This window comes from Mycobacterium sp. E342 (assembly GCF_001667665.1).
GTDB lineage: Bacteria > Actinomycetota > Actinomycetes > Mycobacteriales > Mycobacteriaceae > Mycobacterium.
Genome location: NZ_LZJM01000071.1, coordinates 16,831 through 41,924, shown reverse-complemented (window position 1 = coordinate 41,924; position 25,094 = coordinate 16,831). Strand labels below are relative to the sequence as shown.

Annotated in this window: 23 protein-coding genes, 1 tRNA gene and 1 pseudogene; 12 read left to right on the top strand and 13 right to left on the bottom strand. The window is 67.9% G+C overall.

Going from position 1 to position 25,094, the window contains the following annotated elements:
• Positions 1-184: pseudogene (locus A5692_RS04115) on the bottom strand (MCE-family protein MCE1A); the annotation flags it as partial.
• Between the two features lie 290 nt (positions 185-474).
• The gene (locus A5692_RS04110; protein ID WP_068052469.1) at positions 475-1,149 is read right to left on the bottom strand and encodes a TetR/AcrR family transcriptional regulator; all 675 of its coding nucleotides are present in this window, start codon (positions 1,147-1,149) and stop codon (positions 475-477) included.
• Positions 1,150-1,454: 305 nt separating this feature from the next.
• On the opposite strand from A5692_RS04110, the gene A5692_RS04105 reads away from it, so the two are divergent.
• Together A5692_RS04105 and A5692_RS04100 are read left to right on the top strand one after the other, a co-directional pair.
• Positions 1,455-4,193, top strand: coding sequence for a LuxR C-terminal-related transcriptional regulator (locus A5692_RS04105; protein ID WP_068052494.1), 2,739 nt, complete (start codon positions 1,455-1,457; stop codon positions 4,191-4,193).
• Positions 4,194-4,221: 28 nt separating this feature from the next.
• Positions 4,222-4,710 (top strand): glutathione peroxidase, encoded by a 489-nt coding sequence (locus A5692_RS04100; protein WP_068052466.1) that lies wholly within the window; start codon positions 4,222-4,224, stop codon positions 4,708-4,710.
• A gap of 89 nt (positions 4,711-4,799) precedes the next feature.
• Here the strand turns inward: A5692_RS04100 and A5692_RS04095 are convergent, their stop codons facing one another.
• A complete protein-coding gene (locus A5692_RS04095; RefSeq protein WP_197514346.1) occupies positions 4,800-6,419 on the bottom strand; it encodes a carbon-nitrogen hydrolase family protein in 1,620 nt (539 codons plus the stop codon).
• 474 nt (positions 6,420-6,893) lie between these two features.
• Between A5692_RS04095 and A5692_RS04090 the strand changes: the two genes are divergently transcribed.
• The 3 genes from A5692_RS04090 to A5692_RS04080 are packed head-to-tail and all read left to right on the top strand — an operon-like array spanning position 6,894 to position 8,486.
• Positions 6,894-7,103 carry a dodecin family protein gene (locus A5692_RS04090; RefSeq protein ID WP_068052460.1) on the top strand — a complete coding sequence of 70 codons (210 nt, stop codon included), beginning with the start codon at positions 6,894-6,896 and terminating at the stop codon, positions 7,101-7,103.
• Positions 7,104-7,117: 14 nt separating this feature from the next.
• Positions 7,118-7,549 (top strand): DUF2267 domain-containing protein, encoded by a 432-nt coding sequence (locus tag A5692_RS04085; protein WP_068052457.1) that lies wholly within the window; start codon positions 7,118-7,120, stop codon positions 7,547-7,549.
• 49 nt (positions 7,550-7,598) lie between these two features.
• Positions 7,599-8,486: a universal stress protein gene (locus tag A5692_RS04080; RefSeq protein WP_068052452.1), complete on the top strand. Its 888-nt coding sequence runs from the start codon at positions 7,599-7,601 to the stop codon at positions 8,484-8,486.
• Between the two features lie 115 nt (positions 8,487-8,601).
• Here A5692_RS04080 and A5692_RS04075 read toward each other — a convergent pair.
• Positions 8,602-8,675, bottom strand: a tRNA-Met gene (locus tag A5692_RS04075).
• A gap of 166 nt (positions 8,676-8,841) precedes the next feature.
• On the bottom strand, positions 8,842-9,492 hold the full coding sequence (locus tag A5692_RS04070) for an HD domain-containing protein (RefSeq protein WP_068052450.1): 651 nt from the start codon (positions 9,490-9,492) through the stop codon (positions 8,842-8,844).
• A gap of 74 nt (positions 9,493-9,566) precedes the next feature.
• Here A5692_RS04070 and A5692_RS04065 point away from each other — a divergent pair, with 74 nt between their 5' ends.
• Positions 9,567-10,556 (top strand): GlxA family transcriptional regulator, encoded by a 990-nt coding sequence (locus tag A5692_RS04065; RefSeq protein ID WP_197514345.1) that lies wholly within the window; start codon positions 9,567-9,569, stop codon positions 10,554-10,556.
• Positions 10,557-10,559: 3 nt separating this feature from the next.
• Here A5692_RS04065 and A5692_RS04060 read toward each other — a convergent pair whose 3' ends face one another.
• Positions 10,560-13,544 (bottom strand): UPF0182 family protein, encoded by a 2,985-nt coding sequence (locus A5692_RS04060; RefSeq protein ID WP_068052447.1) that lies wholly within the window; start codon positions 13,542-13,544, stop codon positions 10,560-10,562.
• Between the two features lie 75 nt (positions 13,545-13,619).
• Positions 13,620-14,642, bottom strand: coding sequence for a PDZ domain-containing protein (locus A5692_RS04055; protein WP_068052488.1), 1,023 nt, complete (start codon positions 14,640-14,642; stop codon positions 13,620-13,622).
• Between the two features lie 77 nt (positions 14,643-14,719).
• Between A5692_RS04055 and A5692_RS04050 the strand changes: the two genes are divergently transcribed.
• From A5692_RS04050 to A5692_RS04045, 3 genes are all read left to right on the top strand, one after another.
• The gene (locus tag A5692_RS04050) at positions 14,720-16,081 is read left to right on the top strand and encodes a zinc-dependent metalloprotease (RefSeq protein ID WP_197514344.1); all 1,362 of its coding nucleotides are present in this window, start codon (positions 14,720-14,722) and stop codon (positions 16,079-16,081) included.
• 174 nt (positions 16,082-16,255) lie between these two features.
• On the top strand, positions 16,256-16,489 hold the full coding sequence (locus A5692_RS28835; protein ID WP_156765919.1) for a hypothetical protein: 234 nt from the start codon (positions 16,256-16,258) through the stop codon (positions 16,487-16,489).
• Positions 16,490-16,611: 122 nt separating this feature from the next.
• Entirely contained in the window at positions 16,612-17,418 is an 807-nt protein-coding gene (locus A5692_RS04045; protein ID WP_068052485.1) for a TOMM precursor leader peptide-binding protein, read from the top strand.
• Between the two features lie 10 nt (positions 17,419-17,428).
• Here A5692_RS04045 and A5692_RS29360 read toward each other — a convergent pair whose 3' ends face one another.
• A complete protein-coding gene (locus A5692_RS29360) occupies positions 17,429-17,602 on the bottom strand; it encodes a hypothetical protein (protein ID WP_197514343.1) in 174 nt (57 codons plus the stop codon).
• Between the two features lie 82 nt (positions 17,603-17,684).
• Here A5692_RS29360 and A5692_RS04040 point away from each other — a divergent pair, with 82 nt between their 5' ends.
• On the top strand, positions 17,685-19,028 hold the full coding sequence (locus A5692_RS04040) for an AarF/ABC1/UbiB kinase family protein (protein WP_068052441.1): 1,344 nt from the start codon (positions 17,685-17,687) through the stop codon (positions 19,026-19,028).
• On the opposite strand, the gene A5692_RS04035 is transcribed toward A5692_RS04040, so the two are convergent.
• From A5692_RS04035 to A5692_RS04030, 3 genes are all read right to left on the bottom strand, one after another.
• Positions 19,025-19,294 (bottom strand): WhiB family transcriptional regulator, encoded by a 270-nt coding sequence (locus A5692_RS04035; RefSeq protein ID WP_068052439.1) that lies wholly within the window; start codon positions 19,292-19,294, stop codon positions 19,025-19,027. The two genes, A5692_RS04040 and A5692_RS04035, sit on opposite strands and share 4 nt — an antisense overlap.
• Positions 19,295-19,438: 144 nt before the next feature.
• Complete coding sequence (locus A5692_RS29355; protein WP_197514348.1) at positions 19,439-19,600, bottom strand: hypothetical protein; 162 nt, start codon at positions 19,598-19,600, stop codon at positions 19,439-19,441.
• A 100-nt stretch (positions 19,601-19,700) separates the two neighbouring features.
• Entirely contained in the window at positions 19,701-21,812 is a 2,112-nt protein-coding gene (locus A5692_RS04030; protein WP_197514347.1) for an ATP-dependent DNA helicase UvrD2, read from the bottom strand.
• 135 nt (positions 21,813-21,947) lie between these two features.
• Here A5692_RS04030 and mrx1 point away from each other — a divergent pair, with 135 nt between their 5' ends.
• Positions 21,948-22,202: a mycoredoxin Mrx1 gene (mrx1, locus tag A5692_RS04025; RefSeq protein ID WP_068052436.1), complete on the top strand. Its 255-nt coding sequence runs from the start codon at positions 21,948-21,950 to the stop codon at positions 22,200-22,202.
• Positions 22,203-22,281: 79 nt separating this feature from the next.
• A complete protein-coding gene (locus A5692_RS04020) occupies positions 22,282-22,962 on the top strand; it encodes a sensor domain-containing protein (protein ID WP_068052433.1) in 681 nt (226 codons plus the stop codon).
• A gap of 2 nt (positions 22,963-22,964) precedes the next feature.
• On the opposite strand, the gene nudC is transcribed toward A5692_RS04020, so the two are convergent.
• Together nudC and A5692_RS04010 are read right to left on the bottom strand one after the other, a co-directional pair.
• Complete coding sequence (gene nudC / locus A5692_RS04015; RefSeq protein WP_068052430.1) at positions 22,965-23,897, bottom strand: NAD(+) diphosphatase; 933 nt, start codon at positions 23,895-23,897, stop codon at positions 22,965-22,967.
• A 58-nt stretch (positions 23,898-23,955) separates the two neighbouring features.
• Entirely contained in the window at positions 23,956-25,026 is a 1,071-nt protein-coding gene (locus A5692_RS04010; RefSeq protein WP_068052420.1) for a TrkA family potassium uptake protein, read from the bottom strand.
• Positions 25,027-25,094 lie beyond the last annotated feature (68 nt).

Genomic DNA, 25,094 nt, shown 5'->3' with positions numbered 1-25,094 from the left:
AGGTGACCTTCGAACCCGGATCCATCACCAGCCCGGCCCGCGACGCCAACATCGTCAACTCGGTCTTCGGGGTGAAGCCGCCGCGGAATTGCACGTAGACGAGGGTGAAGACGAGCGCCAGGATTACCAGCACGGCGACGGCGATCCACCGGTACGGCGGGAGCCGCTGGGAATTGATCTGCACCGGGGAAGACGTGGTCACCAGCGCCCCTCACCTCTGCGCCGCGTCCCGGTGCCGCGGCGAAACCTCCCCCTGTCAGGGGCCTCTGTACACACATGCAATAACGAAGACCACAGGAATGTACCTTGGCGGCCACTGTTCATGCGAACCGCCGTTTCCAGAATCACAGTCCGGCCGAGCCGAACGAACGCGACGGCGGCCGGACGGGGAAAATGGCGGTGCACCAATCCAATCGGCAAGCGGCTCGCGCGCCCGTCGGAGATCAGCGGCCGCGGCGACGGGAATCCGATCGCCTAACCGGCGGCGCTCTCGCGGTGGAAAACCGGGGCCTGCTGCACCGCAAGCGCCGTCCGCCGCCGCAGGAACTGCTGAAAGTACTCGCTGCGATCGGGCTGCAGAATTCCGTTCAGCAGCAGGGTCCAGCACTTCTGCACGTCGTGCAAGAACCGCTCCGGCTCGTCCAGACTGCTCGCTTTTCGCAGCCCCATGTGGACGGACAACATCATTCGCCCCACATCCTCGGGGGCACAACTTTCGGCGATGTCGCCCTCACCGATGGCTTGTTCCACGACCGCCGCCAAGTCCTCGATCCATTGGTCGAACAGATCCTGATGCGGTCCCTCCGATTGGCCCGCCGACTCGATCAGGTTCAGCGCCGCCCTGAACCGATCCGACTTGATGTCTTGGACCGCTACCAGAAACGAGAAGTCGATCAGCGTCTCCAAACCGGAGAGACCCCGGGTCAGCAGGTCTCGCACGGCGGTTGTCACCGCGGTGGTCTGTTCGTCGATGACCGCGAGCGCCAACGCGTATTTCGACTTGAAATGGAAATACAACGCGCCCTTGGTCAACTCGGCTTCGGCGAGAATGTCGTCGAGGCCGACCTCGTGATAGGGCCGGCGTGCGAATTGATGGGAGGCCGCCCGAATGATCTGTCGGCGGGTCGCATCGGCGGAGGGGCTGGCCATGGCTAGGACGTTCGCCCGGGGTATGCCGCGGACGGCCGGGATGCGCCCACCCGGGCCGTACCGGGTGCGGCTTCATCGATGATGGTCGTCATGGCGTCGTGTGGTTCGTCACGACAGTCGCCTCCCCGCGCCGCTAAAGCCAAGCGATCCAACGGTAGCCGCTCGAGCGGCGGTTTGCCGTCACCTCCACCCGTACTTCTGCTCCGGCTACCCGAATGGGTGGCGGAGCTGAGCAACCGACGGTGCGGCCCGGCTCACTACACTAAGCGCTACGTGAGACCCGGGCTCGAGGCGAGGCGATGGGGATGGCTACGGGAGCGCAACCGAGGCAGGTGGTGGCTACCAGGGTGCAATCCCCCGCCTACGACGACGGGTTGGTCACCCGCGCGCGGCTCATCGAGCTGCTGTGGTCCGGCCGCGCGAAGCGGCTCGCCTTGATCCACGCCCCGGCCGGATTCGGCAAGACGACCCTGGCCGTGCAATGGCAGCGGGCGCTCCAGGCCGACGGAGTGCCGGTGGCGTGGCTCAGCCTGGACCGCGACGACAACGACGTGGTGTCCTTTCTGGCGCATCTCATCGAGGCGGTTCGGCGTGTCGAACCGTCGCTGGCCGCCAATCTCAGCGAGCTCCTCGAACAGCACACCGGCAACGCTCGGCGTTACGTGCTGGCCGAACTCGTCAACCGGATCGCCGAATACCGCCGACCGTTGGCGGTCGTGTTGGACGACTGGCATCTGATCGAGAACGTCGATACCGCAGGGGCATTGGATTTCCTCTTCGACGTCGGATCCGACAATCTGCACCTGATCATCACCAGCCGAACCCGTGCGCCGGCCGTCGCCAAGCTGAAGGTGCGCAACCAGGTCATCGAAGTCGACAGCGCACAGCTGCGCTTCGACCGCGAAGAGTCCGCGGCATTCTTCGGCCTGAACGCCCTGGGGCTCAACGACGACGACGTGCGCCGACTGTGGTCGAGCACCGACGGCTGGGTCGCCGCCCTGCAACTGGCGACACTGTCGCTACGGGACAGCGAAGATCCCTCGGCGCTGATTGCCGCCTTCTCCGGCCGGCACAGTTCCATCGCCGACTACCTGGCCCAAAACGTGCTCAACGCCTTACCGGCCGACCTGCTCAGGGTCCTGCTGACCACCTCGATCTGCGATCGCCTCTGCGGTGAACTCGCTTCTGCGCTCACCGGCCAGCCCCGGGGGCAGTCGATCCTCGAAGAACTCGAGCGCCGCAACATGTTCCTGCGGCCCCTCGACGACAACCGCGAGTGGTTTCGCTACCACCATCTGTTCGCCGACTACCTGCGCCGGCGGCTGGAATGTGATCATCCCGAATGGGTCGTCGACTTGCACCGCACCGCGTCGAGCTGGTTCGCCGAGCGCGGGCTGCTCGGCGAGGCGGTCACGCACGCGATGGCCGCAGGTGATGCCGCCGGGGCGGTGGAACTGGTGGAACGCCACGCCATGTCCCTGGTCGAACACAGCCGGATGGCCACCCTGCTCGGGCTGGTCAACAAGCTGCCGAAACCGTTGCTGGCCGGCAGGCCCAACCTGCAGATCGCCATAGCGTGGGCCCACTGCCTGCTGCACCGGGCCCCGGAGGTCCAGGTGGCGCTGAACCACGTTCGCTCCGCCCTGGCCGCGGCAACCGATGACGTCAGCGCGGGCGTACTCGGCGAGGCCGACGTGGTGCAGGCCTGCACCGACGTGTACGGCGATCGGATCGACCGCGCCGCCGCCCTCGTCGCGCCCTACCTGGTGGAGAACCCGCCATACCGGCCATTTCTGGTGGCGGTGTCCGCCAACATCGCCACGTTCGTCGACATCCATACCTTCGACTACCAGAGCGCGCAGGCACGCCAGCGATGGGCCAACGCGTTTCACGAAACCGCGGGCGGCCCCTTCGCCGGCGTGTACGGGCGATGCTTCGCGGGCCTGGCCGCGTTCGCCCGACTCGACCTGACGACCGCCGAGAGCCGCTACACGGAAGCCCTGGTGCTGGCCCGCAACGAAGCCGGCCCACATTCGCACGCGGCGCGGCTGGCGGGTGCGTTGCTGGGCAGGCTGCATTACGAACACGGTGAAATCGACACGGCCGAACGGTTGTTGGAACGGTGCCACGAGCTGGGCGCCGAGAGCGGTGTCGTCGACTTCATGATCGCGACCTACGGCACACTGGCCCGCATCAAGGTCCTGCGTGGGGACATCGATGACGCGCTCTGCGTGCTGGACGAGGGATACGTTGCGGCCCAACACCTTTCCCTGCCCAGGCTGTCGGCCGCGCTCGACTACGAGTGCGTGCGCCTGCACCTCGCCTTGGGCGACACCGCCCGCGCGCAACACACCCTCGACCGCCGGGGCGGCGGCACAGCGGACGGGGTCGACGGCATCGCCATGGCCACCCGGCACTACGGGCTGGGCATACAGGCCCAAATCTGCTGCGCCGGCGGCGACTACGGTCCGGCCCACGACCTGCTGTCCCGAATGCGTCACGAAAGCGCCGCCGCCGGATGGCGTTACGGCGCGGCCGTCAGCACCATCGGACTGGCCCGGGTGCTTTACCTGACCGGTGACACCGAAGCCGCGGCCGACATGCTGGCGCCCGTGCTGCTCCTCGGCGCAGAGGCCGGACTGCTGCGCACCATCGTCGACGCGGGGCCGGAGATCCTGAAAATCGTCGGCGCTCTTCGCGATGCCAGCCGCACCCGCCACTGGCCCGCCACGCTTCCGCAGGTCCCGCCCGAGTATCTCTCGCGATTGTTGGCCACCGCCCACGCCGACGCGAAGAACGCGGCCATCCCCGTCATCGCCCGCGCCGCTGACCGCGCCCCGACGCCCGAGGAACCGCTCAACGCTCGCGAACTCGAAGTACTGCGGCTCCTGGACCGCGGCCTGTCCAACAAGCAGATCGCCCGCAACCTGGGCGTCACCATCAACACGGTCAAGTGGTATCTCAAAGGCATCTACATCAAGCTGGGTGCCACCAGGCGCGGGGAATCGGTCTCCGAGGCCAGGCGACGACAGCTGCTGCCCTAATCGGCCGCATTGCGTTAGCGTCGTCGGCGTGACCCTCAACGACATCGCACTGACCACCCTCGATGGCCGGCCGACCACGCTGGCCGAACTGTCCGACGGCGCAAAGCTGGTCGTGAACGTGGCCTCCAAGTGCGGACTGACTCCGCAGTACACGGCGCTGGAGAAGCTGGCGAAGGAGTATGGGGACCGCGGCCTGACGATCGTCGGCGTCCCCTGCAACCAGTTCATGGGCCAGGAACCGGGCACGGCCGAGGAGATCCGGGCGTTCTGCTCGACGACATACGGGGTGACCTTCCCGCTGTTGGCGAAGACCGACGTCAACGGCGATGACCGCCACCCGCTCTACGCCGAGCTGACGAAAGCCGCCGACGCCGCCGGCCAGGCGGGAGACATCCAGTGGAACTTCGAGAAGTTCCTCGTCTCGCCCGGCGGTGAGGTGGTCCACCGGTTCCGCCCCCGCACCGAGCCCGACGCCCCGGAGGTCATCAGCGCCATCGAGGCCGTGCTGCCCTGCTAGGCGTGCGGCATGAAGCGGCCCCGAGGGACGTTGCCGCATTCGAAGTCTTTCAGCCGCTGGAGTCCTCAGCCTTCAGCCCGCTGAACTGATTACATCCGCATATCGCGGGTGCGCCGCCAGTAGACGACTTGCCAACTGATCCGGTAGCCGAGGAAGAAGAGCATGAGCGGCCCCGCGATGTCGCCGACAGATGTGTACGGAGAGTTACGCGGACCCCGGTTGACCTCGGCGACCAACAACGCGGGCTCGCCCAATTGATCGGTCGCCGCGGTGCGCTTCCTCACAACGCCATCAGGTCCGACGATCACGGATTCCCACGCCAGATCTCCTTTCACGTATCCGGTGCGATTTTCGATGGCCCGGAATACGAGCGATGAGACGCGGAACCGGGCACTTCGCGCGGGTCCCGCACTCGGAATTCCGACCAGTTCAGCCCCGGTGAGCGTGACCAGCCTCGTCGCCAGTGGGAAGTCGAAATCAAAGCAGATCATCATGCTGATCGGGCCGATCCCGGTGTGATAGGTCTGGTAGATCTGTGGAGTCTGGAACCACTCGCCCATAGCGGGAACGGGATGGATTTTGTAGAAGACGCCCAACAGGGACCCGTCTGGTGCCCAGATTCCCGCCATATTCGCGCCTTCTCCGAGCAGTTCGGGGTGCGGTACGAACCCGGCGACGATGTATGTGTGTGTTGACCTGGCCAGGTTCGGAAGCCAACTCGTCCTCGTCGTACGCGGGTCGTAGTCCAGCGCCTCCTCGGGCCACACGACAAATTCTGCTCCCATTGCCGCGGCATGTTCCGTCATCGATGTCAGCTGGCTCTCCAGGGCATCGCGCCGCACCTCGTTGTCGGCGGGGGGCATACGCGCGTAGCTGCCCCAGCCCCTGACCAGCGGCGGCGCGTAGTCCGATCCGGGCTGGACGGCGGCGACGGTCACCCTCGGACCCTGGTCGCGGTGGACTGACGAGAAGATGACGAGGCTGCTGGCAATCCATACGACAAGCACGACGCCAACCACGATGGAAGACCCGTAAAGGACTCTGCGGGGGATGGCCTGTGGACAGACGTCGGGCCGCCGGCCGTCGATCAGAGTGATGATCAAGAGCGCGATCCAGCCGTTGATCATGACAAGAAGGAAGCTCAGGGCCGGGGTGCCCACGACACTGATGGGCTGTACGAGCGACGGCAACGTCCATAGCCGGTACGCGATCCAGCTCATCGAACCGCTGAACAGGTTGCCGTCCAGTAGCACGTCGATGCCGACCCAGACCAAGGGGAACTGGACGATGAACCACCGGTAGCGGGTTCGCTCGGCGAAACGCTTGTCGAATGCCCCGATCAGCCAACCCAGCAGACCGATCACGATCGTCGCGCCTATGACTGGCCATATGCCGACATGAGCGGAGGCCATCTCGAAACCACCCACCCAATAACCTCCGAAGGCCACGCCCACGGGCAGGCCGATTAGCCGGCGGGGCATGAATCTGTACTGGGCCAGGAGCATCGGCACGAACGCGAAAAATACAAGCCACCACACGTTCCCAAGAGACGGCCACGAGATGACCAGCATGACGCCCGTTGCAATCGAAAGCAGTAAACCCAGCAGGGCTTTGCGCCAACCAACGCTGATAGCTCGCGAAGCCTCACCGCAGCGCGTCGCGGGGTCTGTCAAGAGCGCCCTCAGAACAGGGGATGAGTCATCAGTCATGCTGATTCCAGAATCCATCTGCACCGTTCTGCCCTCACGTCAGCAAGGGGCGCCGCGGGCTCGGCCGCTTTCCCGCACGCTTCTCTTATGGTGATCATCCTGCACTCTCGGCTGCGGCGTGACGGTATTCGAACTCGCGCGGGCCGAGCGTGCCGTGGCGGGTTCCCGGTCAGCTCGTCTCTATCAGGTCGGGACGCTACGGTCGGCGGGCTCGCTGATGATTCCCGCCGTCCCGATGCACAACCGGATCGAAACCAGCTCCGTTTCGCCCCCACAGATCGGGCAACGATGCTCATGGTCTCGGCAATAAGCTCTACCGCTTCATCCCATCTCCGACACCTAGGCCGAGTGGCTGTTGGAACGAGTGGCCGAAAGTCCTCCGGCGTGGAGCACATCGCCCCTTCTTTGCCTCTGTCGCACCGGAGTTGAATCGTCACAATCTGGAGCATTCAGCATCGACCGTGGGAGGTCACCATGTCAGGAGGCACCGTCGCCCGCGTCACCGAGATCAGTGCGCGTTCCGACACCAGTTTCGAAGACGCCGTGAAGGTCGGCCTTGCTCGGGCGGAAGAGACCTTGCGTGGTGTCAAGTCCGCCTGGATCAAGGAGCAGTCGGTGGATGTGAAGGACGGCGGGATTGTTGCCTACCGCGTCAACATGCTGGTCACCTTCGTCCTCGAATAAAACCGGAGGTAACCATGTCGACCAAGACCAAGGTCACAGCGCTTGACCACGCAATCGATTCCGCGCACACGTGGATCAACGATGTGGCGAAGGAGTTCGGCACCGAGGATCGCGAGTTCGCCTACCGAGTCCTGCGGGCCTGGCTACATACCCTGCGCGATCGGCTCACTGTAGAGGCGAGCGCTCACTTTGCGGCACAGCTCCCCGACTTGATCAGGGGCGTGTTCTACCAGGGATGGAATCCCGATTCCGTACCCGACAAGTACGACGCCCAGGCCTACACCATCCGGTTCTCTCGCGAGGCGAATATCGCTCCCGACGACGTTCGCAAAGCCGCTGCAGCCACGACCGCGGCCGCCTTGCATCATCTGCCGGTCGCCCAGATCGAGAAGGCCCTGGGTCAGCTCCCCATAGAAATTCGCACGATACTGCGACCCCAGCACTGAACTGTGCGCGTCATGCAAATTTCCACTCGCCTCACGACAGGGAAACGAAATGTCCGGGCACGAAACCCATCGTGGCATTCTGGTCGGCGTTGACGGATCAGCCTCGTCGATGGCGGCGGTCGGCTGGGCGGCTCGCGATGCCGCGATACGCAATGTTCCGCTCACACTCATGCACGTCATCGCACCGGTCGTCCCGGCGGTTGCGCCGTGGCCGGCGATTCCGATCCCTCAAGACTATTTGGAGCGGCAGGACGACAAAGCACGTCGAATTCTCGAAGACGCGCGCAGGGTGGTCGCCGACAGCACCGCCGACCACGGCCCGCCGTTCGTGTACAGCGTGGTGGTACACGGCCCAACCGTGTCCACGCTCGTCAACGAATCCAAGATTGCGGACATGATGGTCGTGGGATGCCGGGGCGAAGGCACGTTCAGCCGGGTCCCGTTCGGCTCGGCCAGCACCGGCCTGGTGAACTATGCGCATTGCCCGGTCGCGGTCGTCCATGATGAGGCACCGCCGCGCCCCCAGGCACCGGTGCTGGTGGGAATCGATGGTTCGGCCGCATCAAAACTGGCGGCGGAGATCGCCTTTGATGAGGCCTCCCGCCGGGGCGTGGAGTTGGTGGCGCTGCACGCATGGTCGGACGTCAGCATGTCGGAATTGCCAGGTCTGGACCTTGAGATGGTCGAAGTGCAAGCACAACAGGCGCTCGCCGAGTGGCTCGCCGGATGGCAGGAACGCTACCCCGATGTCAAGGTGCGACGTGTGGTGGTGTGCGATCAGCCGGCTCGTCAACTTATCGAGCACTCGGAGTCCGCACAACTCGTCGTCGTCGGCAGTTACGGTCGCGGCGGATTCGCCGGCATGGTGCTGGGCTCGGTGAGCACGGCCGTGGCGCACGCGGCGCGGACGGTGGTGATCGTCGCCCGCGAGCCCTAGCGGCGCAGGCGATTCCCACGAGCAATCGCAGGACTCGGGGAGCAGAATATGGCCGCCAGTGTCCCAAGGCAGTGAAAACGGCCCTCGGAGTCTCCTCCGAGGGCCGTCTCGCTAGTAGCGGGGACAGGATTCGAACCTGCGACCTCTGGGTTATGAGCCCAGCGAGCTACCGAGCTGCTCCACCCCGCGTTGGTGAATGCCAGGTTACCGAACCGGCATCACGGCGACCAAATCGCGCGGTCAGGGACCTCCCGGCCGCGAGATTGCCACCATGGTCGTGGGTCGTGCGACGACCACCGCCATGACGGCAATCTCGGCGAGCGCCTGTCAGTGCGAGGGCGGGTTCTCTACTCCGCTATTCCGGCCAGCCGTTGTTGAGGATCTTGTCGACGAAGTCGACGCGCTCGAAGGCGGGATCGAAGTGTGCGAGCACGTCGGCGTTCATGGTCCCGGCGGTGGTCCGCGGGCGGTGCTTCATGCCGTCGTTGAACGCCGCCAGGATGCGGTTCTTGAAGTCGGGCCGCGGGTGGGCGGCGGTCACCGCGGCAAGGGCGTCGGGGGCCAGATCTTCCCGGCCCACTCCGACCACATCAACTTCCACCCCGGCCTGCAGCAGGGCGGCTTCGGGGGCGAGAAACTCGGGCACGCCGGGCGTGGTGTGCAGGGCGATGCCGAGCCACACCGTGTCGGCCGCGGCGCCATCGACGCCGTGGGAGGTCAAGAAGTCCCGGGCCGCGTTCGCGCCGTCGACCTCGAACCGGAGCGTGGAGGCGCGGTAGCGCCCGGTCAGCCCCAGGTCGTGGAACATCGCGCCGACGTAGAGCAGCTCCAGGTCCGGTTGCAGACCGCGGCGCAGTCCCTGCAGCGCGCCGAACAGGAACACCCGCCGCGAGTGGTTGAACAGCAGGTCGTCCTCGGCGTCGCGGATGAATTCGGTGGCCTCGCGCGCCAGCGCCGAGTCGGGGATGCGGATGCCGGCGATGCTCTCGATTGATTGAGTGGTCATGGCCGTTAGTCTGCGACCGTGCGCGCTGGCCGACCGTGGGCGTTCGGGCCGTCCTGTCCACAGAAAGCGACACAATGTCTTACGTGGCTGGAACCGAAGCGGGTTCGCGGGTGGTGGTGATCGTCGTCTTCGACGACGTAACGCTGTTGGACGTCGCGGGAGCGGGCGAAGTCTTCGTCGAAGCGAATCGGTTCGGCGCCGACTACCGGCTCGAGATCGCGTCGGTGGACGGCCGGGATGTCACGACCTCGATCGGAACTCGACTGGGTGTCACCAACCGCATTGCATCAATCGAATCCGCCGATACCGTTCTGGTCGCCGGCAGCGACCACCTGCCCCGGCGGCCGGTCGATCCGGCGCTCGTCGAGGCCGTCAGGTCGGTGTCGGGGCGGGCCCGGCGAATCGCGTCCATCTGCACGGGGTCGTTCATCCTGGCGCAGGCCGGCCTGCTCAGCGGCCGGCGCGCCACCACCCACTGGCACGAGACCCAATTGTTGGCCCGGGCCTTTCGAGATGTCACCGTCGATCCCGACGCGATCTTCGTCCGAGACGGCAACGTCTTCACCTCGGCCGGGATTTCGTCGGGCATTGACCTGGCGCTGGCGTTGGTCGAGATGGATTACGCGACCGACCTGGTCCGCGACGTGGCCCGGTGGCTGGTCGTCTACCTCAAACGGGCTGGAGGCCAGTCACAGTTCTCGGTGTTGGTGGAGACCGATCCGCCGCCGCAGTCGCCGCTCCGCGCGGTCGTCGACGGGGTCGCGGCCGACCTGGCCGGCGACCACAGCGTGAAATCCCTTGCGGCCCGGGCGTCGTTGAGCACCCGTCAGCTGACCCGGCTGTTCCAGTCCGAGCTGGGGATGACCCCGGCCCGCTATGTCGAGTTGGTTCGGATCGATTTCGCCCGTGGCGCACTGGAATCCGGCCGGTCCGTCAGCGAAACCGCGGGCATGGCCGGCTTCGGCAGCATCGAAACCTTGCGGCGGGTGTTCGTCAACCACCTGGGCATCAGCCCGAAAGCTTATCGGGAAAGGTTCCGGACGGCCGGAATGGCCGGGGGCTGAGGCCTATTTGGTGTTGTTGTACTTGGTGATCGCGTCGTCCAACCGCTGCAGCGCGGCCCCGTAGCCGGCGAAGTCGCCCTTCTTCTGCGCGTCCTTGGCCGCACCCAGCGCCGCCTGAATCTCCTGCAGCGCGGCGGCTTTGGCCGGCGACAAGGTCACCGACCCGTCCGGAACCGGTGGAACCGCCGCCACCGGCGGTGGCGCCCCCGGCGCTGCGGCCGCCGCGGGCGGGGCGGCGGGCGGGGCCGCCTGCGGGTTGCCGGCGTCGGTCGGCTGAATGCTCGTCGCGGCCGCGCCCGCGCCGGGACCGAACAAACCGGTCAGCGCGTCGCGCACGGTGGGGCCGTACCCGATCTTGTCGTTGTACATCATCGCCACCCGAATCAGCCGCGGATACGACGACGCGGCGTCACTGGCTCCCGGGGAGGCGTACACCGGTTCGACGTACAGCAGGCCGCCCTGCCCCACCGGCAGGGTGAGCAGGTTGCCCCAACGGATCCGGTTCTGGTTGTCGCGCCCGATCACGCCGAGGTCCTGGGACACCGCCGGGTCGGTGGTGATCGCGTTGTTGGCCAGCTTGGGCCCGTTGACCTGGCCCGGGATGGTCAGCACGGTGATCCTGCCGTACGTCGCCGGGTCCGAACTAGCGCTGATGTAGGCCGCCAGATAGTCACGCTTGAATCTGTTCATCGCGCTCGTCAGCTGATACGACGACGAATTATCGTTCTTGGCAATGTTTTTCGCGACGATGTAATACGGCGGCTGATAGCTGCTGGCGGTCGGGTTCGGGTCCAGCGGCACATCCCAGAAGTCCGAGGTGGAGAAGAACGTCACCGGATCGTTGACGTGGTACTTGGCCAGCAACATCCGCTGCACCTTGAACAGGTCCTCGGGATAGCGCAGATGCTCGGCCAGCTCGGGGGTGATGTCGCTCTTGGGCTTGACCGTGCCGGGGAAGACCTGCATCCACGCCTTGAGCACCGGGTCCTGCTCGTCCTGCTGATACAGCGTGACGGTGCCGTCATAGGCGTCCACCGTGGCCTTCACCGAATTGCGGATGTAGGAGACGTCCTTGTTGGGGGCCAGCTTGTTGAAGGCCACCTCGTTGGAGTCGGCGGTGGCCGATTCCAACGAGGTCAGTTCGGAGTACGGGTAGTTGTCCAACGTGGTGTAGCCGTCGATGATCCACACCAGTCGCTTGTTGACGATCGCCGGGTACACCGAGCTGTCCGTGGTCAACCATGGCGCCACCGCCTCCACCCGCCGGGCCGGGTCGCGGTTGAACAGGATCCGGCTGTTGGAGCCGATCACGTTGGAGAACAGGAAGTTTCGCTCCGCGAACTTGGCGGCGAACACGCTGCGCGACAGCCAGTCCCCGACGGGCACTCCCCCGAGCCCGGTGTAGGTGTAGTTCTTGGTGTCGGCACTGGTCTCGTAGTCGTATTCGCGGTCGGCGCCGTTGCGCCCGACGATCGCGTAGTCGGCCGACGTGTTGGAGATGACCGGGCCGTAGTAGATGCGCGGCTGGTCGAGCTGCGCCGGGCCGTCGGACACCACGTTGCCGTTGGCGCCCACGACGTTGACCAAGAATTCGGGATAGCCGCCGTTCTGGTTGGGGTCGTTGGCGATTCCGCGCACCGTGTTGGCCGGCGAGGCGATGAACCCGTTGCCGTGGGTGTAGACGGTGTGCCGGTTGATCCAGTCCCGCTGGTTGTCGATCAGCCGGTCGGGATTGAGTTCACGCGCGGCGACGACGTAGTCGCGCAGCGAGCCGTTGCGGTCGACGTACCTGTCGATGGACAGCTGGTCGGGGAAGTAGTAGAAGTTCTTGCCCTGCTGGAACTGCGTGAACGCCGGGCTGACGATCGTCGGGTCGAGCAGCCGGATGTTGGAGGTGGTTGCCCGGTCGTCGGCCACCTGCTGGGCGGTGGCCTGCGTGTCGCCGGCGTAGGTGCGATAGGTCACCACGTCCGAGGTCAGACCATACGCCTGCCGCGTCGCGGTGATGCTGCGGCCGATGTACTCGCTTTCCTTCTGCGCGGCATTGGGTTTGACGCTGATCTGCTCGACGATCAGCGGCCAGCCGGCGCCCACGATCAGCGACGACAGCAGCAACAACACCAGCCCGATCGCGGGAATCCGCAAGTCGCGCAGGACGATCGCGGAGAACACCGCACCCGCGCAGATCAGCGCGATGGCCATCAGGATCAGCTTCGCCGGCAGCACCGCGTTGATGTCGGTGTACCCGGCGCCGGTGAAGGGCTTCCCGCCGCGGGTGTGGGACAGCAGCTCGTAGCGGTCCAGCCAGTACGCGACCGCCTTGAGCACCACCAGCAGCCCCACCAGGGTGACCAGCTGGATGCGGGCCGAGCGGCTCAGCGCGCCGGTGCGGCCCGACAGCCGGATACCGCCAAAGATGTAGTGCGCCAACAGGTTGGCCACGAAGGCCAGGAACAGGGCGACGAACAGGTAGCTGAGCAGCAGCCGGTAGAACGGCAGGTCGAACGCGTAGAAGCCGAGGTCCTTGCCGAACTGCGGATCCCGGATGCCGAAGTCCCCGCCGTGCATGAACAGTTGGATTCGCGCCCAATAGCTTTGCGCGACGATGCCGGCCAGCAGGCCGATCGCGACCGGCGCCCCGATGCCCACCAACCGCAACCGGGACAGGACGACGGCGCGGTAGCGGGCCACCGGATCGTTGTCGTTGCTCGGCACGAACACCGGGCGGGTGCGGTAGGCGACGGCCAGACCGGCGAACACGATCCCGCCCACCAGCAGACCGGCCACCAGGAAGACCACGAACCGGGTGACCAGCACGGTCGTGAAGACCGAGCGGTAGCCCAGCTCGCCGAACCACAGCCAGTCCACGTACGCGTCGATCAGCCGCGGACCGGCGAGCAGCAAAGCGATCACACACAGTGCGATCAGGATCAGAATCCGGCTACGCCGGGTCAGCTTCGGCATCCGTGCGGCGGGCCGCATCCCCACTGGCTACGCTCCCTGCTCGATTGATCGACGGTGACAACTCTACGCATCGCGCGACCTGCGATCCCGGCCGTGCTTTTAGCAGCTCGGCGGCTGGCCCCCGGACGTGACCGCGTGCAGCGCGTCGACCGCCTGGCTGAGGGTGTCCACCTTCACCAGGCGCAGGCCGGACGGATTGTCCGAGTTCGCCTCGTAGCAGTTCTTGGCCGGCACCAGGAACACGGTCGCACCGGCCGCGTGGGCCGCGACCATCTTGTGCGTGATGCCGCCGATCTGGCCGACCTTGCCGTCGGCCGAGATGGTGCCGGTCCCCGCGATGAACTTCGATCCGGCCAGGTCACCGGTGGTGAGCTTGTCTACCACCGCCAGGCTGAACATCAAGCCGGCCGACGGGCCGCCCACGTTGGCGAGGTTGAAGTTGATCACGAAAGGCGCCCAGGGCGCGGTCAGTACGGCGACACCGAGGAAGCCGTAGTCGCGATCCTTGTTCGCGCCCAGCGTAATTTGCGTGACGCCGGCCGGTTCGTTCTTGCGCCGGTAATCGATCGTCACCGTCTGACCGGGTTTGGTGGCCTTGAGCAGCCCGGTGAACTGCTCGACGTCGGCCACCGGGGTGCCGTTGACGGCGTCGATGGCGTCGCCGTCCTTCAGCTTGCCCGCCGACGGGCCCGGATCGGTGACCTTCGCGACGGTGACCGCGGCGGGGTACTTGAGGTAGCCCAGGGCGGCGTACTCGGCGCTGTCCTCGGAGTCCTTGAAGTCCGCGTTGTTGGCCTTGTCGACCTCGTCCCGCGACTTGCCCGGGGGGTAGATCAGGTCGCGCGGTACCAGCTGTTCCTGGCCGGAAAGCCACAGCGTCAGCGCCTCGCCCAGGGTCAGCTCGTCGCGCTGCGAGACCGTGGTCATGTTCAGGTGGCCGGTGGTCGGATGCGTCGCGGTGCCCTCGATCGCCACCACCTGCTTGCCGTCGACCTCGCCGAGCGTGTCGAAGGTGGGGCCGGGGCCCAGCGAGACGAACGGCACCGTCACCACCGCGAGCAACACACCGAAGACCAGGATCGGCACCAGCGCGACCATCAAGGTCAGAATCCGCCTGTTCACGCCGATCACACTAGACGGCGCCCGACGCGCCCGATTCAGCCACAAGCTGACCCGAGACCGCGCCTCCCGTTCCCGCGGTGAGTACCGTTGACGGTATGGCTGACCTGCCTTTCGGCTTCTCCCCCGGAGAAGACCCCGACAAACCCGGGAAGAAGGACCCCCACTCGGGCTCCGGCGGCTCCGATCCGTTCGGGGCGTTCGGGATGGGCGACCTGGGACAGATCTTCACCCAGCTCGGTCAGATGTTTTCCAGCGCCGGCACCGTGATGGCCGGCGGCGAGACGTCGGGACCGGTCAACTACGAGCTGGCGCGCCGGGTGGCCACCAACTCGATCGGGTTCGTGGCGCCGATCCCGGCCACCACGCAGTCGGCGATCGCCGACGCTGTGCACCTCGCCGAAACCTGGCTGGACGGCGCCACTGCGCTGCCCGCGGGCACCAGCAAGGCGGTGGGTTGGACTCCGGCCGACTGGGTCGACAACAGCCTTCAGACGTGGAAGAGGTTGTGCGACCCGATGGCGCAACAGATTTCGACGGTGTGGGCGTCGTCGCTGCCTGAGGAGGCCAAGAGCATGGCCGGCCCGCTGATGGCGGTGATGTCGCAGATGGGCGGCATGGCGTTCGGCTCCCAGCTGGGGCAGGCGCTCGGCCGGCTGTCCCGCGAGGTGCTGACGTCGACCGACATCGGCCTGCCGTTGGGGCCCAAGGGCGTCGCCGCCATCCTGCCCGACGCCGTGGAGTCGTTCGCGGCCGGACTCGAGCAGCCCCGCAGCGAGATCTTGACGTTCCTGGCCGCGCGGGAGGCCGCCCACCACCGGCTGTTCAGCCACGTGCCCTGGCTCTCGAGCCAGCTGCTGGGCGCCGTCGAGGCCTACGCGCGCGGCATGCAGATCGACATGAGCGGGATCGAGGAGCTGGCCCGCGACTTCAACCCGGCGACGCTGTCCGACCCGGCGGCCATCGAAAACCTTTTGGGACAGGGCGTTTTCGAGCCCAAGGCCACCCCGGCGCAAACGCAGGCGCTGGAACGCCTCGAAACGCTGCTCGCATTGATCGAGGGCTGGGTGCAGGTGGTGGTGACCGCGGCCCTGGGCGACCGGATTCCGGGTGCGGCCGCGCTCAGCGAGACGCTGCGCCGCCGCCGCGCCACCGGCGGTCCCGCCGAGCAGACGTTCGCGACCCTGGTGGGCCTGGAGCTGCGGCCCCGCAAGATGCGCGAAGCCGCCGCCCTATGGGAGCGCCTCACCGAGGCCGCCGGCGTGGACGCCCGCGACGCGATCTGGCAACACCCCGACCTGTTGCCCGGCGCCGAGGACCTCGACGAGCCGTCCGGCTTCATCGACCGGGTCATCGGCGGTGACACCAGCGGCATCGACGAGGCGATCGCCAAGCTGGAGGAGAACCCCGAGGACCCGGGCCCCGGCCCCGTGCAGGGCTGACCGGGCTATACCACGAAACACATGCCTCACAACGTAATTCGCGCATAGTTCACGCACTGTTCCCCACGTCTACGAGCGGCGTGCGCGATGCTTGGCAAAGGTCGATCGCGTCGGCCCGGTGCATTACGCTGGCAACCTGATGTTGGCTATGGACGGATAAATCGAGGTGGGGAAATGCGGACACAACCAATCTTCGCTGCGGGGCTGGCGGTAGCCGCCCTGGCCTTCAGCGCAGGGGTCGCGCAAGCCGATCCGGCCCCAGATCCGAATGATCCCGGCAACCAGGCCAACTGGCCCTGCGGCGTGACGGTCGGACCGGTAACCACGACGAACGGAACGGTCATCGGGATACGCGGCGGCAAGCCGTGCCCACCGCCGCCGCCGCCCGCACCGGCTGGACAGCCCTAGCGGCCACGGCGCCGACCCCGGGGTCCGACGGCGGTTCTGTGGATAACTGACCGGGCCCATCGCCTCCGGCGTGGCACAGTGCACCCGTGTCATCGGTCCCCACCTATGCGCTGGACCCGGCCATGCCGGTGCTGCTGCGCCCCGACGGCGCCGTCCAGGTCGGCTGGGATCCCCGCCGGGCCGTGCTGGTGCGCCCCCCGGGTGACCTGGCCGCGGCGGAGCTGGCCGGCTTGCTGCGGTCCATGCGATCGCCGATGCCGCTCTCGGAGTTGCGCCGCCGGGCCGCCGACCGCGGCCTACAGGACGCCGCGGGGCTGAGCGACCTGGTCGCCCGGCTGGTCGGTGCGGGCGTCGCCACCGAATGTGCGAATTCCCGCGGCCGGGCGCCGTCCATCCGGATCCACGGCCGCGGCCCGCTCTCGGAGCTGCTGGTCGAGGCGTTGCGCTGCTCGGGCGCGCGGATCGCCCACAGCAGCCAACCGCACGCCGCCGTGTCGGTCGGCGCCGTCGACCTGGTGGTGCTGTCCGATTACCTGGTCGCCGATCCCCGCATGGTCCGCGAGCTGCACGCCAAGCGTGTCCCCCACCTGCCGGTACGGGTCCGCGACGGCGTCGGGCTGGTCGGTCCGCTGGTCATCCCCGGCACCACCAGCTGCCTGGGCTGCGCCGACCTGCATCGGCGCGACCGCGACGCGGCGTGGCCGGCGATCTCGGCGCAGCTGCGGGAAACCGTCGGCGTGGCCGACCGGGCCACGCTGCTGGCGACCGCGGCGCTGGCGCTGAGCCAGGTGAACCGGGTGATCGCGGCGGTCCGCAACCAAGAGGCCGTACCCGAGCCCCAGACGTTGAACGCCACGCTGGAATTCGACCTCAATGCGGGCGCCATCGTCGCGCGCGAATGGACCCGGCATCCGCTGTGCCCGTGCTGACGGCGCGGAACTAACCCAGCCGCCCCTGCTCCGGAACGTTCGCCGACACCGACTCGTAGGCCGACGCGAGCTGGTGCAGGATCTCCGCGCTCAGGGTGCGGTCGGTGCGGTGTTTGTCCAGCGTTTCGATGATCGCCCTGAACAGGGAGTCCGCGGCGTCGTGCTGCGATTGCTTAGCTGACATGGGAGACAACCTAGGGCCAGGGGCCGCCGGCCGCGCGGGGACGAGATGTTGTGAAGATCAAGCGCGAGCCGAGCGGGCCGTCGTGGATGATGGATACGTGGCAGACATCAAACGCGGCCGTGCGGCGCGGAACGCGAAGCTGGCCAGCATCCCGGTCGGCTTCGCCGGCCGCGCGGCGCTCGGCTTCGGCAAACGGCTGACCGGCAAGTCGAGGGACGAGGTCCAGGCCGAACTGATGGAGAAAGCCGCCAACCAGCTGTTCACCGTCTTGGGCGAGCTCAAGGGCGGGGCGATGAAGGTGGGCCAGGCCCTGTCGGTCATGGAGGCCGCCATCCCGGACGAGTACGGCGAGCCGTACCGCGACGCGTTGACCAAACTGCAGAAGGACGCCCCGCCGCTGCCGGCCAACAAGGTGCATCGGGTGCTCGATGGCCAGCTGGGCACCAAGTGGCGCGAGCGGTTCAGTTCGTTCGACGACAAGCCCGTAGCCTCGGCCAGCATCGGCCAGGTGCACAAGGCGGTCTGGTCCGACGGCCGCCCGGTGGCCGTCAAGATCCAGTACCCGGGCGCCGACGAGGCGCTGCGCGCCGACCTCAAGACCATGCAGCGGATGGTCGGCGTGGTCAAACAGCTCGCCCCGGGCGCCGACGTCCAGGGCATCGTCGACGAACTCGTCGAACGCACGGAGATGGAACTCGACTACCGGCTGGAGGCTGACAACCAGCGCGCCTTCGCCAAGGCCTACGAGGGGCACCCGCATTTCGCGATCCCCCACGTCGTCGCCAGCGCGCCCAAGGTCGTGGTCCAGGAGTGGATCGACGGCTTGCCGCTGGCCGAGATCATCCGCACCGGCACCCGCGAGCAGCGCGATCTCATCGGCACCCGGCTGCTCGAGCTCACCTTCGACGCGCCGCGCCGGCTGGGGATGCTGCACGGCGACGCCCACCCGGGCAACTTCATGCTGCTCCCCGACGACCGGATGGGCGTCATCGACTTCGGCGCCGTCGCCCCGCTGCCCGGCGGCTACCCGATCGAGCTGGGCATGACGATCCGCCTGGCCCGCGACAAGAACTACGACCTGCTGTTGCCGACGATGGAGAAGGTCGGCTTCATCCAGAAGGGCCAGCAGGTGTCGGTGCGCGACATCGACGAGATGCTGCGCCAGTACGTCGAGCCCATCGAGGTCGACGAATTCCACTACACGCGCAAGTGGCTGCAGCGCATGACGGTGGGCCAGATCGACCGGTCGGTGTCGCAGATCAAGACCGCCCGGCAGATGGACCTGCCGCCCAAGCTGGCCATCCCGATGCGCGTCATCGCGTCGGTGGCCGCGATCCTGTGCCAGCTGGACGCCCGGGTGCCGATCAAGGCGCTGTCCGAGGAGCTGATCCCCGGCTTCGCCGAGCCGGACAGCGCCATCGTCTAGGCCGCGGCCTCGTCTTTGCGGGGTCGCCCGCGCGGTCGTTTGAAGCTCAGGATCGAGCCCCTCTCGAGGATCTCGCCGCCCCACACCCCCCACGGCTCGGCACGCTCCAGCGCCGACGCCAGGCACTGCCGCCGGATCGGGCAGCCCCCGCAGAGGGCCTTGGCGCGCTCGAGGTCGGCCGGGGTGTCAGCGAACCAGAGGTCGGGGTCGCCGGCGTGACACGGCAACACCGCCGACGGCTGTCCGGGGACGGTCAGTACCGGCATGTCCTGCTCACCTGCTTCCTGGTCGGGGCTTCCTTCTTTCGGATCCGGACCAGGTAGCGGGCTTTTGAAAACTGACGCCCCTAAAACTGTGGCCACGGATCCTTTGACTTCGGGTCCGTGGCCAATTCGGTGAAAACCGGGCTGTCAGGTGGCCATTCGGTGGACCTCGAGTCCCACGGACGCGTGCGTCGCGGCGGCGGCGCGATGCTTGAGCGCGGCCGCCGGCATAGCGGGATGGGCGGCGCGGAGGGCGCGCGCGGACAGCGCCGCGGCGGCCACGCCCACACCGAACGCGTCGTTGATCATCGCGGCCACCCTCCTTCCGTCAGCGCGCAGAACGCGGTTTCGAGGGTAGATCGTCGCCGCCGTTCACCACAACCGATTTTCTGACCTGCGCCTTTACCGGTCAGCTGCCGCGCACGAGCTCCAGCACGTCGGGCCCGTACTGTTCCAGCTTGCGTGCGCCGATGCCGGGGATGGCGATCAGCGCGTCCTGGTCGTCGGGCCGCAGCTCGGCGATCGCGATCAGCGTGTTGTCGGTGAACACGACATACGCGGGCACCTTCTGCTCCTTGGCGATGTCCAGCCGCCACGCCTTGAGCCGCAGCAGCAACTCCTCGTCGACGTCGGCCGCACACGTCTCGCAGCGCCGCAGCATGACCGCCGCTGCGGTGGACAGGTCCTTGTTGCAGATCCGGCAGCGCGTCGCGGCGCCCTTGTTGCGACGGGACTTGGCCGGCGTGGCGTCGACGCGGGCCTGCGGCGCGATGCCGTTGAGGAACCGCGACGGCTTGCGGCCCTGCCGCCCGCCGGGGCTGCGGGCCAGCGCCCAGCTGAGCGTCAGATGCGTTCGCGCCCTGGTGATTCCGACGTAGAGCAGCCGGCGCTCCTCTTCGACGGCCTCGCTGTCGGGGCCGTGCGCCAGCGCGTGCGAGATGGGCATGGTGCCGTCGGCCAGCCCGACCAGGAACACCGCATCCCACTCCAGGCCCTTGGCGGCGTGCAGCGAGGCCAGCGTGACGCCCTGCACCACCGGTGGGTGCCGCGCGTCCGCGCGCAACCGGAGTTCGGCCAGCAGGCCGGCGAGCGCCAGCTGCGGCCGCTGGGCCACCTCGGCGTCGACCAACTCGGCCAGCGCGGTCAGCGCCTCCCAGCGCTCCCGGGCGCGGGTACCGACCGGCGGCTCGGCCGTCAGCCCGAGGGGTTCCAGGACCGCCCGCACGACCTCGGGCAGCGGCCCCGCCGAACCGTTTTCAGCGCCGCGCTCGGCCGCCCGCTGCAGCGCCACCAGCGCCTGCTTGATCTCCTGGCGGGTGAAGAACCCCTCGCCGCCGCGGACCTGATACGGGATGCCGGCCTCGGTCAACGCCTCCTCGTAGGCCTCCGACTGGGCGTTGACCCGGTACAGCACGGCGATCTCCGACGGCGGAGTGCCCGATTCGATCAGCCGGGCGATCGAAGCCGCGACCGCGGCGGCCTCGGCCGGTTCGTCGGGATGCTCGTGGAACGACGGCGCCGGGCCCGGCGGGCGCTGGCCCACCAGGTGCAGCTTGCTGCCGGCGACCCGCCCGCGGGCCGCGGCGATCACCTGGTTGGCCAGCGACACCACCTGGGGGGTGGAGCGGTAGTCACGTTCCAGGCGGACCACGGTGGCGTCGGGATACCGCCGCGAGAAGTCGAGCAGGAAGCGCGGTGAGGCCCCGGTGAACGAGTAGATGGTCTGGTTGGCGTCACCGACGACGGTCAGGTCGTCCCGATCGCCGAGCCACGCCGTCAGCACCCGCTGCTGCAGGGGGGTGACGTCCTGGTATTCGTCGACCACGAAACAGCGGTAGCGGCCCCGGAATTCGTCGGCCACGGCGGCGTCGTTCTCGATCGCGGCGGCGGTGTGCAGCAGCAGGTCGTCGAAGTCGAGCAGCGTCACGGATTCGTCGCGGACCTTCAGCGCCTCGTAGGCGGCGTACACGGTCGCCACCCGGGCGGCGTCCAACGGGATGTCCCGGCCGGCCGCCGCCACGGCGGCCGGGTAGTCCTCGGGACCGATCAGCGACGCCTTGGCCCACTCGATCTCGCCCGCCAGGTCGCGGACGTCCTCGGTGCTGGCGTTGATCCGGGAGCGGCTGGCCGCCCGCGCCACCACCGCGAACTTGGTGTCCAGCAGCTGCCAGCCGGTGTCGCCGACGACCCGCGGCCAGAAGTACCGCAGCTGCCGGTGCGCGGCGGCGTGAAACGTCAGGGCCTGCACCCCGCCGACGCCGGTGTCCGTGCCCGCGGCGGCGTCCAGCGCGCGCAGCCGGGAACGCATCTCCCCCGCGGCCCGCTGGGTGAAGGTGACCGCCAGCACCTGCCCGGCGGCCACGTGACCGCTCGCCACCAGCTGGGCGATGCGGTGCGTGATGGTGCGGGTCTTGCCGGTTCCGGCGCCCGCGAGCACGCAGACCGGGCCGCGCGGAGCCAGCACCGCCTCGCGCTGCTCGTCGTCCAGCCCGGCGGTCAAGGCGTCGGCGACCGTCGGCATGGCGTCCATCTTGACAGCGGAGGCCGACAAACCGGGGCGCCACCCGGTGCGCGTCGGCGAGTTGCCGTGACACGCCGGCACGCGCCGACGCCCCCCGGCGTGGAACACGCTGCCGCCCGGCTACGTTATCGGGCTATGACCTCTGCCCCGATCACCGTCTACACGACCTCGTGGTGTGGCTACTGCCACCGCCTGATGACCGTGCTGAAGTCCAACGGAATCCCTTACCAGGCGGTCGACATCGAGCAGAACCCCGCGGCGGCCGAGTTCGTCGGTTCGGTCAACGGCGGCAACAGGACGGTGCCGACGGTGAAGTTCGCCGACGGGTCGACGCTGACCAACCCGAGTGCGGCCCAGGTCAAGGCCAAACTCGCCGAGACCGGAGCCTGAGGGCCCCGGCGCGTCGACGCGCGGCCGGCGTTGACCAAGTGCTCATCGGACTCGCCGCGCGGCCCTAACATAGGTGACCATGGCGTCGGGTTCGCGGTCGAGCCGTTTTCGCCGGCGCCTGTCGGTGTTGGGCAGGGCTTCGGCCGCCGCCGCCTGCGGCGCCGCGGTGGTCGTGTCGGCGTGCTCGCACTCGCCGGGTAACACCGCGGCGACGGCTCCCGAACACGCCTACGCCGAATCATTGGTCATCAGCCTGGCCGACGCGCGTCGCATCGCCAATTTCGAAGGGCTGCAACCGTATTCGTATGCCGATCGGCACGAACCACCGCGGGATAACGTCGGCAACCCGCCCGGCCCGTGCCGCGCGGTCGGATCCACCGACCTCACGTTCGCCGGGGGCTGGAAGGAATACCGCTCGGTGGCCTACAGCGGCTCGACCGACGACCTGAGGCCCGGCGGCATCGCCCCGATCAACGAGATCACCAACACCGTCGCCGTCTACCCCGACGCGACGGCCGCGCGCGGGGCGCTCAACCAGCTGAACGCGACACTGGACCAGTGCGTTTCGCTGCACCACACCGCCTACGACTTCGTCCTGAACAAGCCGGACACGCAGACGCTCAAGCTCGGCTCCGACGGATGGATTCACCTGTACACGGTGAAGTCCTCGGTGCTGGTGTCCGTCGGCGTGCTCGGCATCGAACCCACCGAGCAGGTCGCCAACACCGTCCTGCAGACGGTGACCGACCGCATCAAGTAGGGTCAGTCGATCGCGGCCCAGGACTCGATGATCACGCGCGCGATCGAGATCGACCCCGGCAGCAGCAATTTCGACTCCGCGGAACTGGACCAGTCGCCGGCCGCCAGCGCCGCGCGCACCTCGTCGCGGGTGAACCACGCCGCCTCGGCGATCTCGCCGTCGTTGAACGAGAAGTCTTCCGCCGGGTCCGCGACGGCGTGGAAGCCGACCATCAGTGAGCGGGGGAACGGCCACGGCTGGCTGCCCAGGTAACGCACGTCGCGGACGGACAGGCCGATTTCCTCGCGAATCTCGCGCGCGACGCAGACCTCGAACGATTCACCGGCCTCGACGAATCCGGCCAGCAGCGAGAACATCCGCTCCGGCCACACCGCCTGGCGGGCCAGCACCGCGCGGTCACCGCCGTCGTGGACCAGGCAGATCACCGCCGGGTCGATGCGGGGGAACTCCTCGTGACCGGTGAGGGGGTTGACCCGCGCCCAGCCCGCCCGCGCCGGCCTGGTCGGTGAACCGTCCACCGAGCTGTACCGGGCGGAGTCATGCCAATTGAGCAGCGCGAGCGCCGACGACACCAGTTGGCTGCTGGTGTCGTCGAGGATCGAGCCGAGCCCGCGCAGGTTCACCACCTCGGCGCGCACCTCCGGGTCCTCGGGCGCCTCCAGCGCGCCGCGGATGGCCCACACGTGCCGGTCGTTGTCGATGCGGCCCAGGAACACCGCTTCCGGTGGCGGCTTGTCGCCCAGCCGGGCCGCGGCGCCGAGCACCACCCGGCCGTCGGCGACCAGCACCTGGCTGCGCGAATCCACCCGCAGCAGCGCCGCGTCGGCCCACCCGGCGGTGGCCGCTTCGACATCGGTGCGCAGTTGGTCGGCGCGGTCGGCACCGACGCGCGAGAGCAACGGGACGTTGTGTAGCTGAAAGTCGGCGATCGCCACTAGGCCCTCATTCCGTGGCGACCCGCTTCGCCCGGCTCCGCCGCTCTTGCGATCGCCACTAGTGCCCGGCCTGCCGGATGTAGAGCAGCCGGTCGTTGGCCTCCACGGCGTCCACCTCGGGCGCCCCGATGCGCAGCAGCTGTCCGTCGCGCACCACGCCGAGGACGATGTCGCGCAGATGCCGCGGGGAGCCGCCGACCTCGGCCGGCTCCACCTCGCGCTCGGCGATCGCCAGCCCGACGTCGGGGGTCAGCAGGTCCTCGATCATCTGCACGACGCTGGGCGTGGTGGTGGCCAGGCCGAGCAGGCGCCCGGCGGTCGCCGAGGACACCACCACCGAGTCCGCGCCCGATTGCTGCAGCAGGTGCTGGTTTTCGGCCTCCCGGATGGACGCCACGATCTTGGCGTTGGGCGCGATCTCCCGCGCGGTCAACGTCACCAGCACCGCGGTGTCGTCGCGGCTGGTGGCCACGATGATCGAGGCCGCGTGTTGCGCGCCGGCCAGCCGCAGCACGTCGGCCTTGGTGGCGTCGCCGTGCACGGTGACCAGGCCGGCGCTGGCGGCGTGCTCGAGGGTGGTCCGATCGGTATCGACGACGACGACGTCGCCCCGGGCGGCCTCGTCACCGAGGATGGCGGCGACCGCCGTCTTCCCCTTGGTGCCGTAGCCGATCACGATCGTGTGGTTGCGCACTCTGCTCCTCCAACGCTGAATCTTCCACCCTTGCCGGGACCGCTCGGAGAGCACTTCCAGGGTCGTGCCGACCAACACGGCCAGGAAGGCGATCCGCAGCGCCGTGAAGATCAGGGTGTGCACCAAGCGCGCGGTTTCGGTGTACGGGGTGATGTCGCCGTAGCCGGTCGTCGACAGTGACACCGCCGAGAAGTACACGCAGTCCAGGAACGTCAGCGGCTGGCCCCGCACATCGCGGTACCCGTTACGGTCCGCGTAGACGATGACGGCCGCGGCGAACAACACCACCAAAGCGATGGCCACGCGGCGGGTGATGACACGGATGGGGCTGGCGTGCTCCTCGGGGATGCGCACCACGCCGACCAACTGATGGCCTCGCTGGGCGGACAGCGTCTCTTCCAGGCCGCTCAGTTGCCGGGGCTTACCGTTGCGCACGGCGGTCCGTGATCGGCTCGACGCCAGCGCAGGAGACACGCACGCCTCAATGAAACCACGATCCCGCA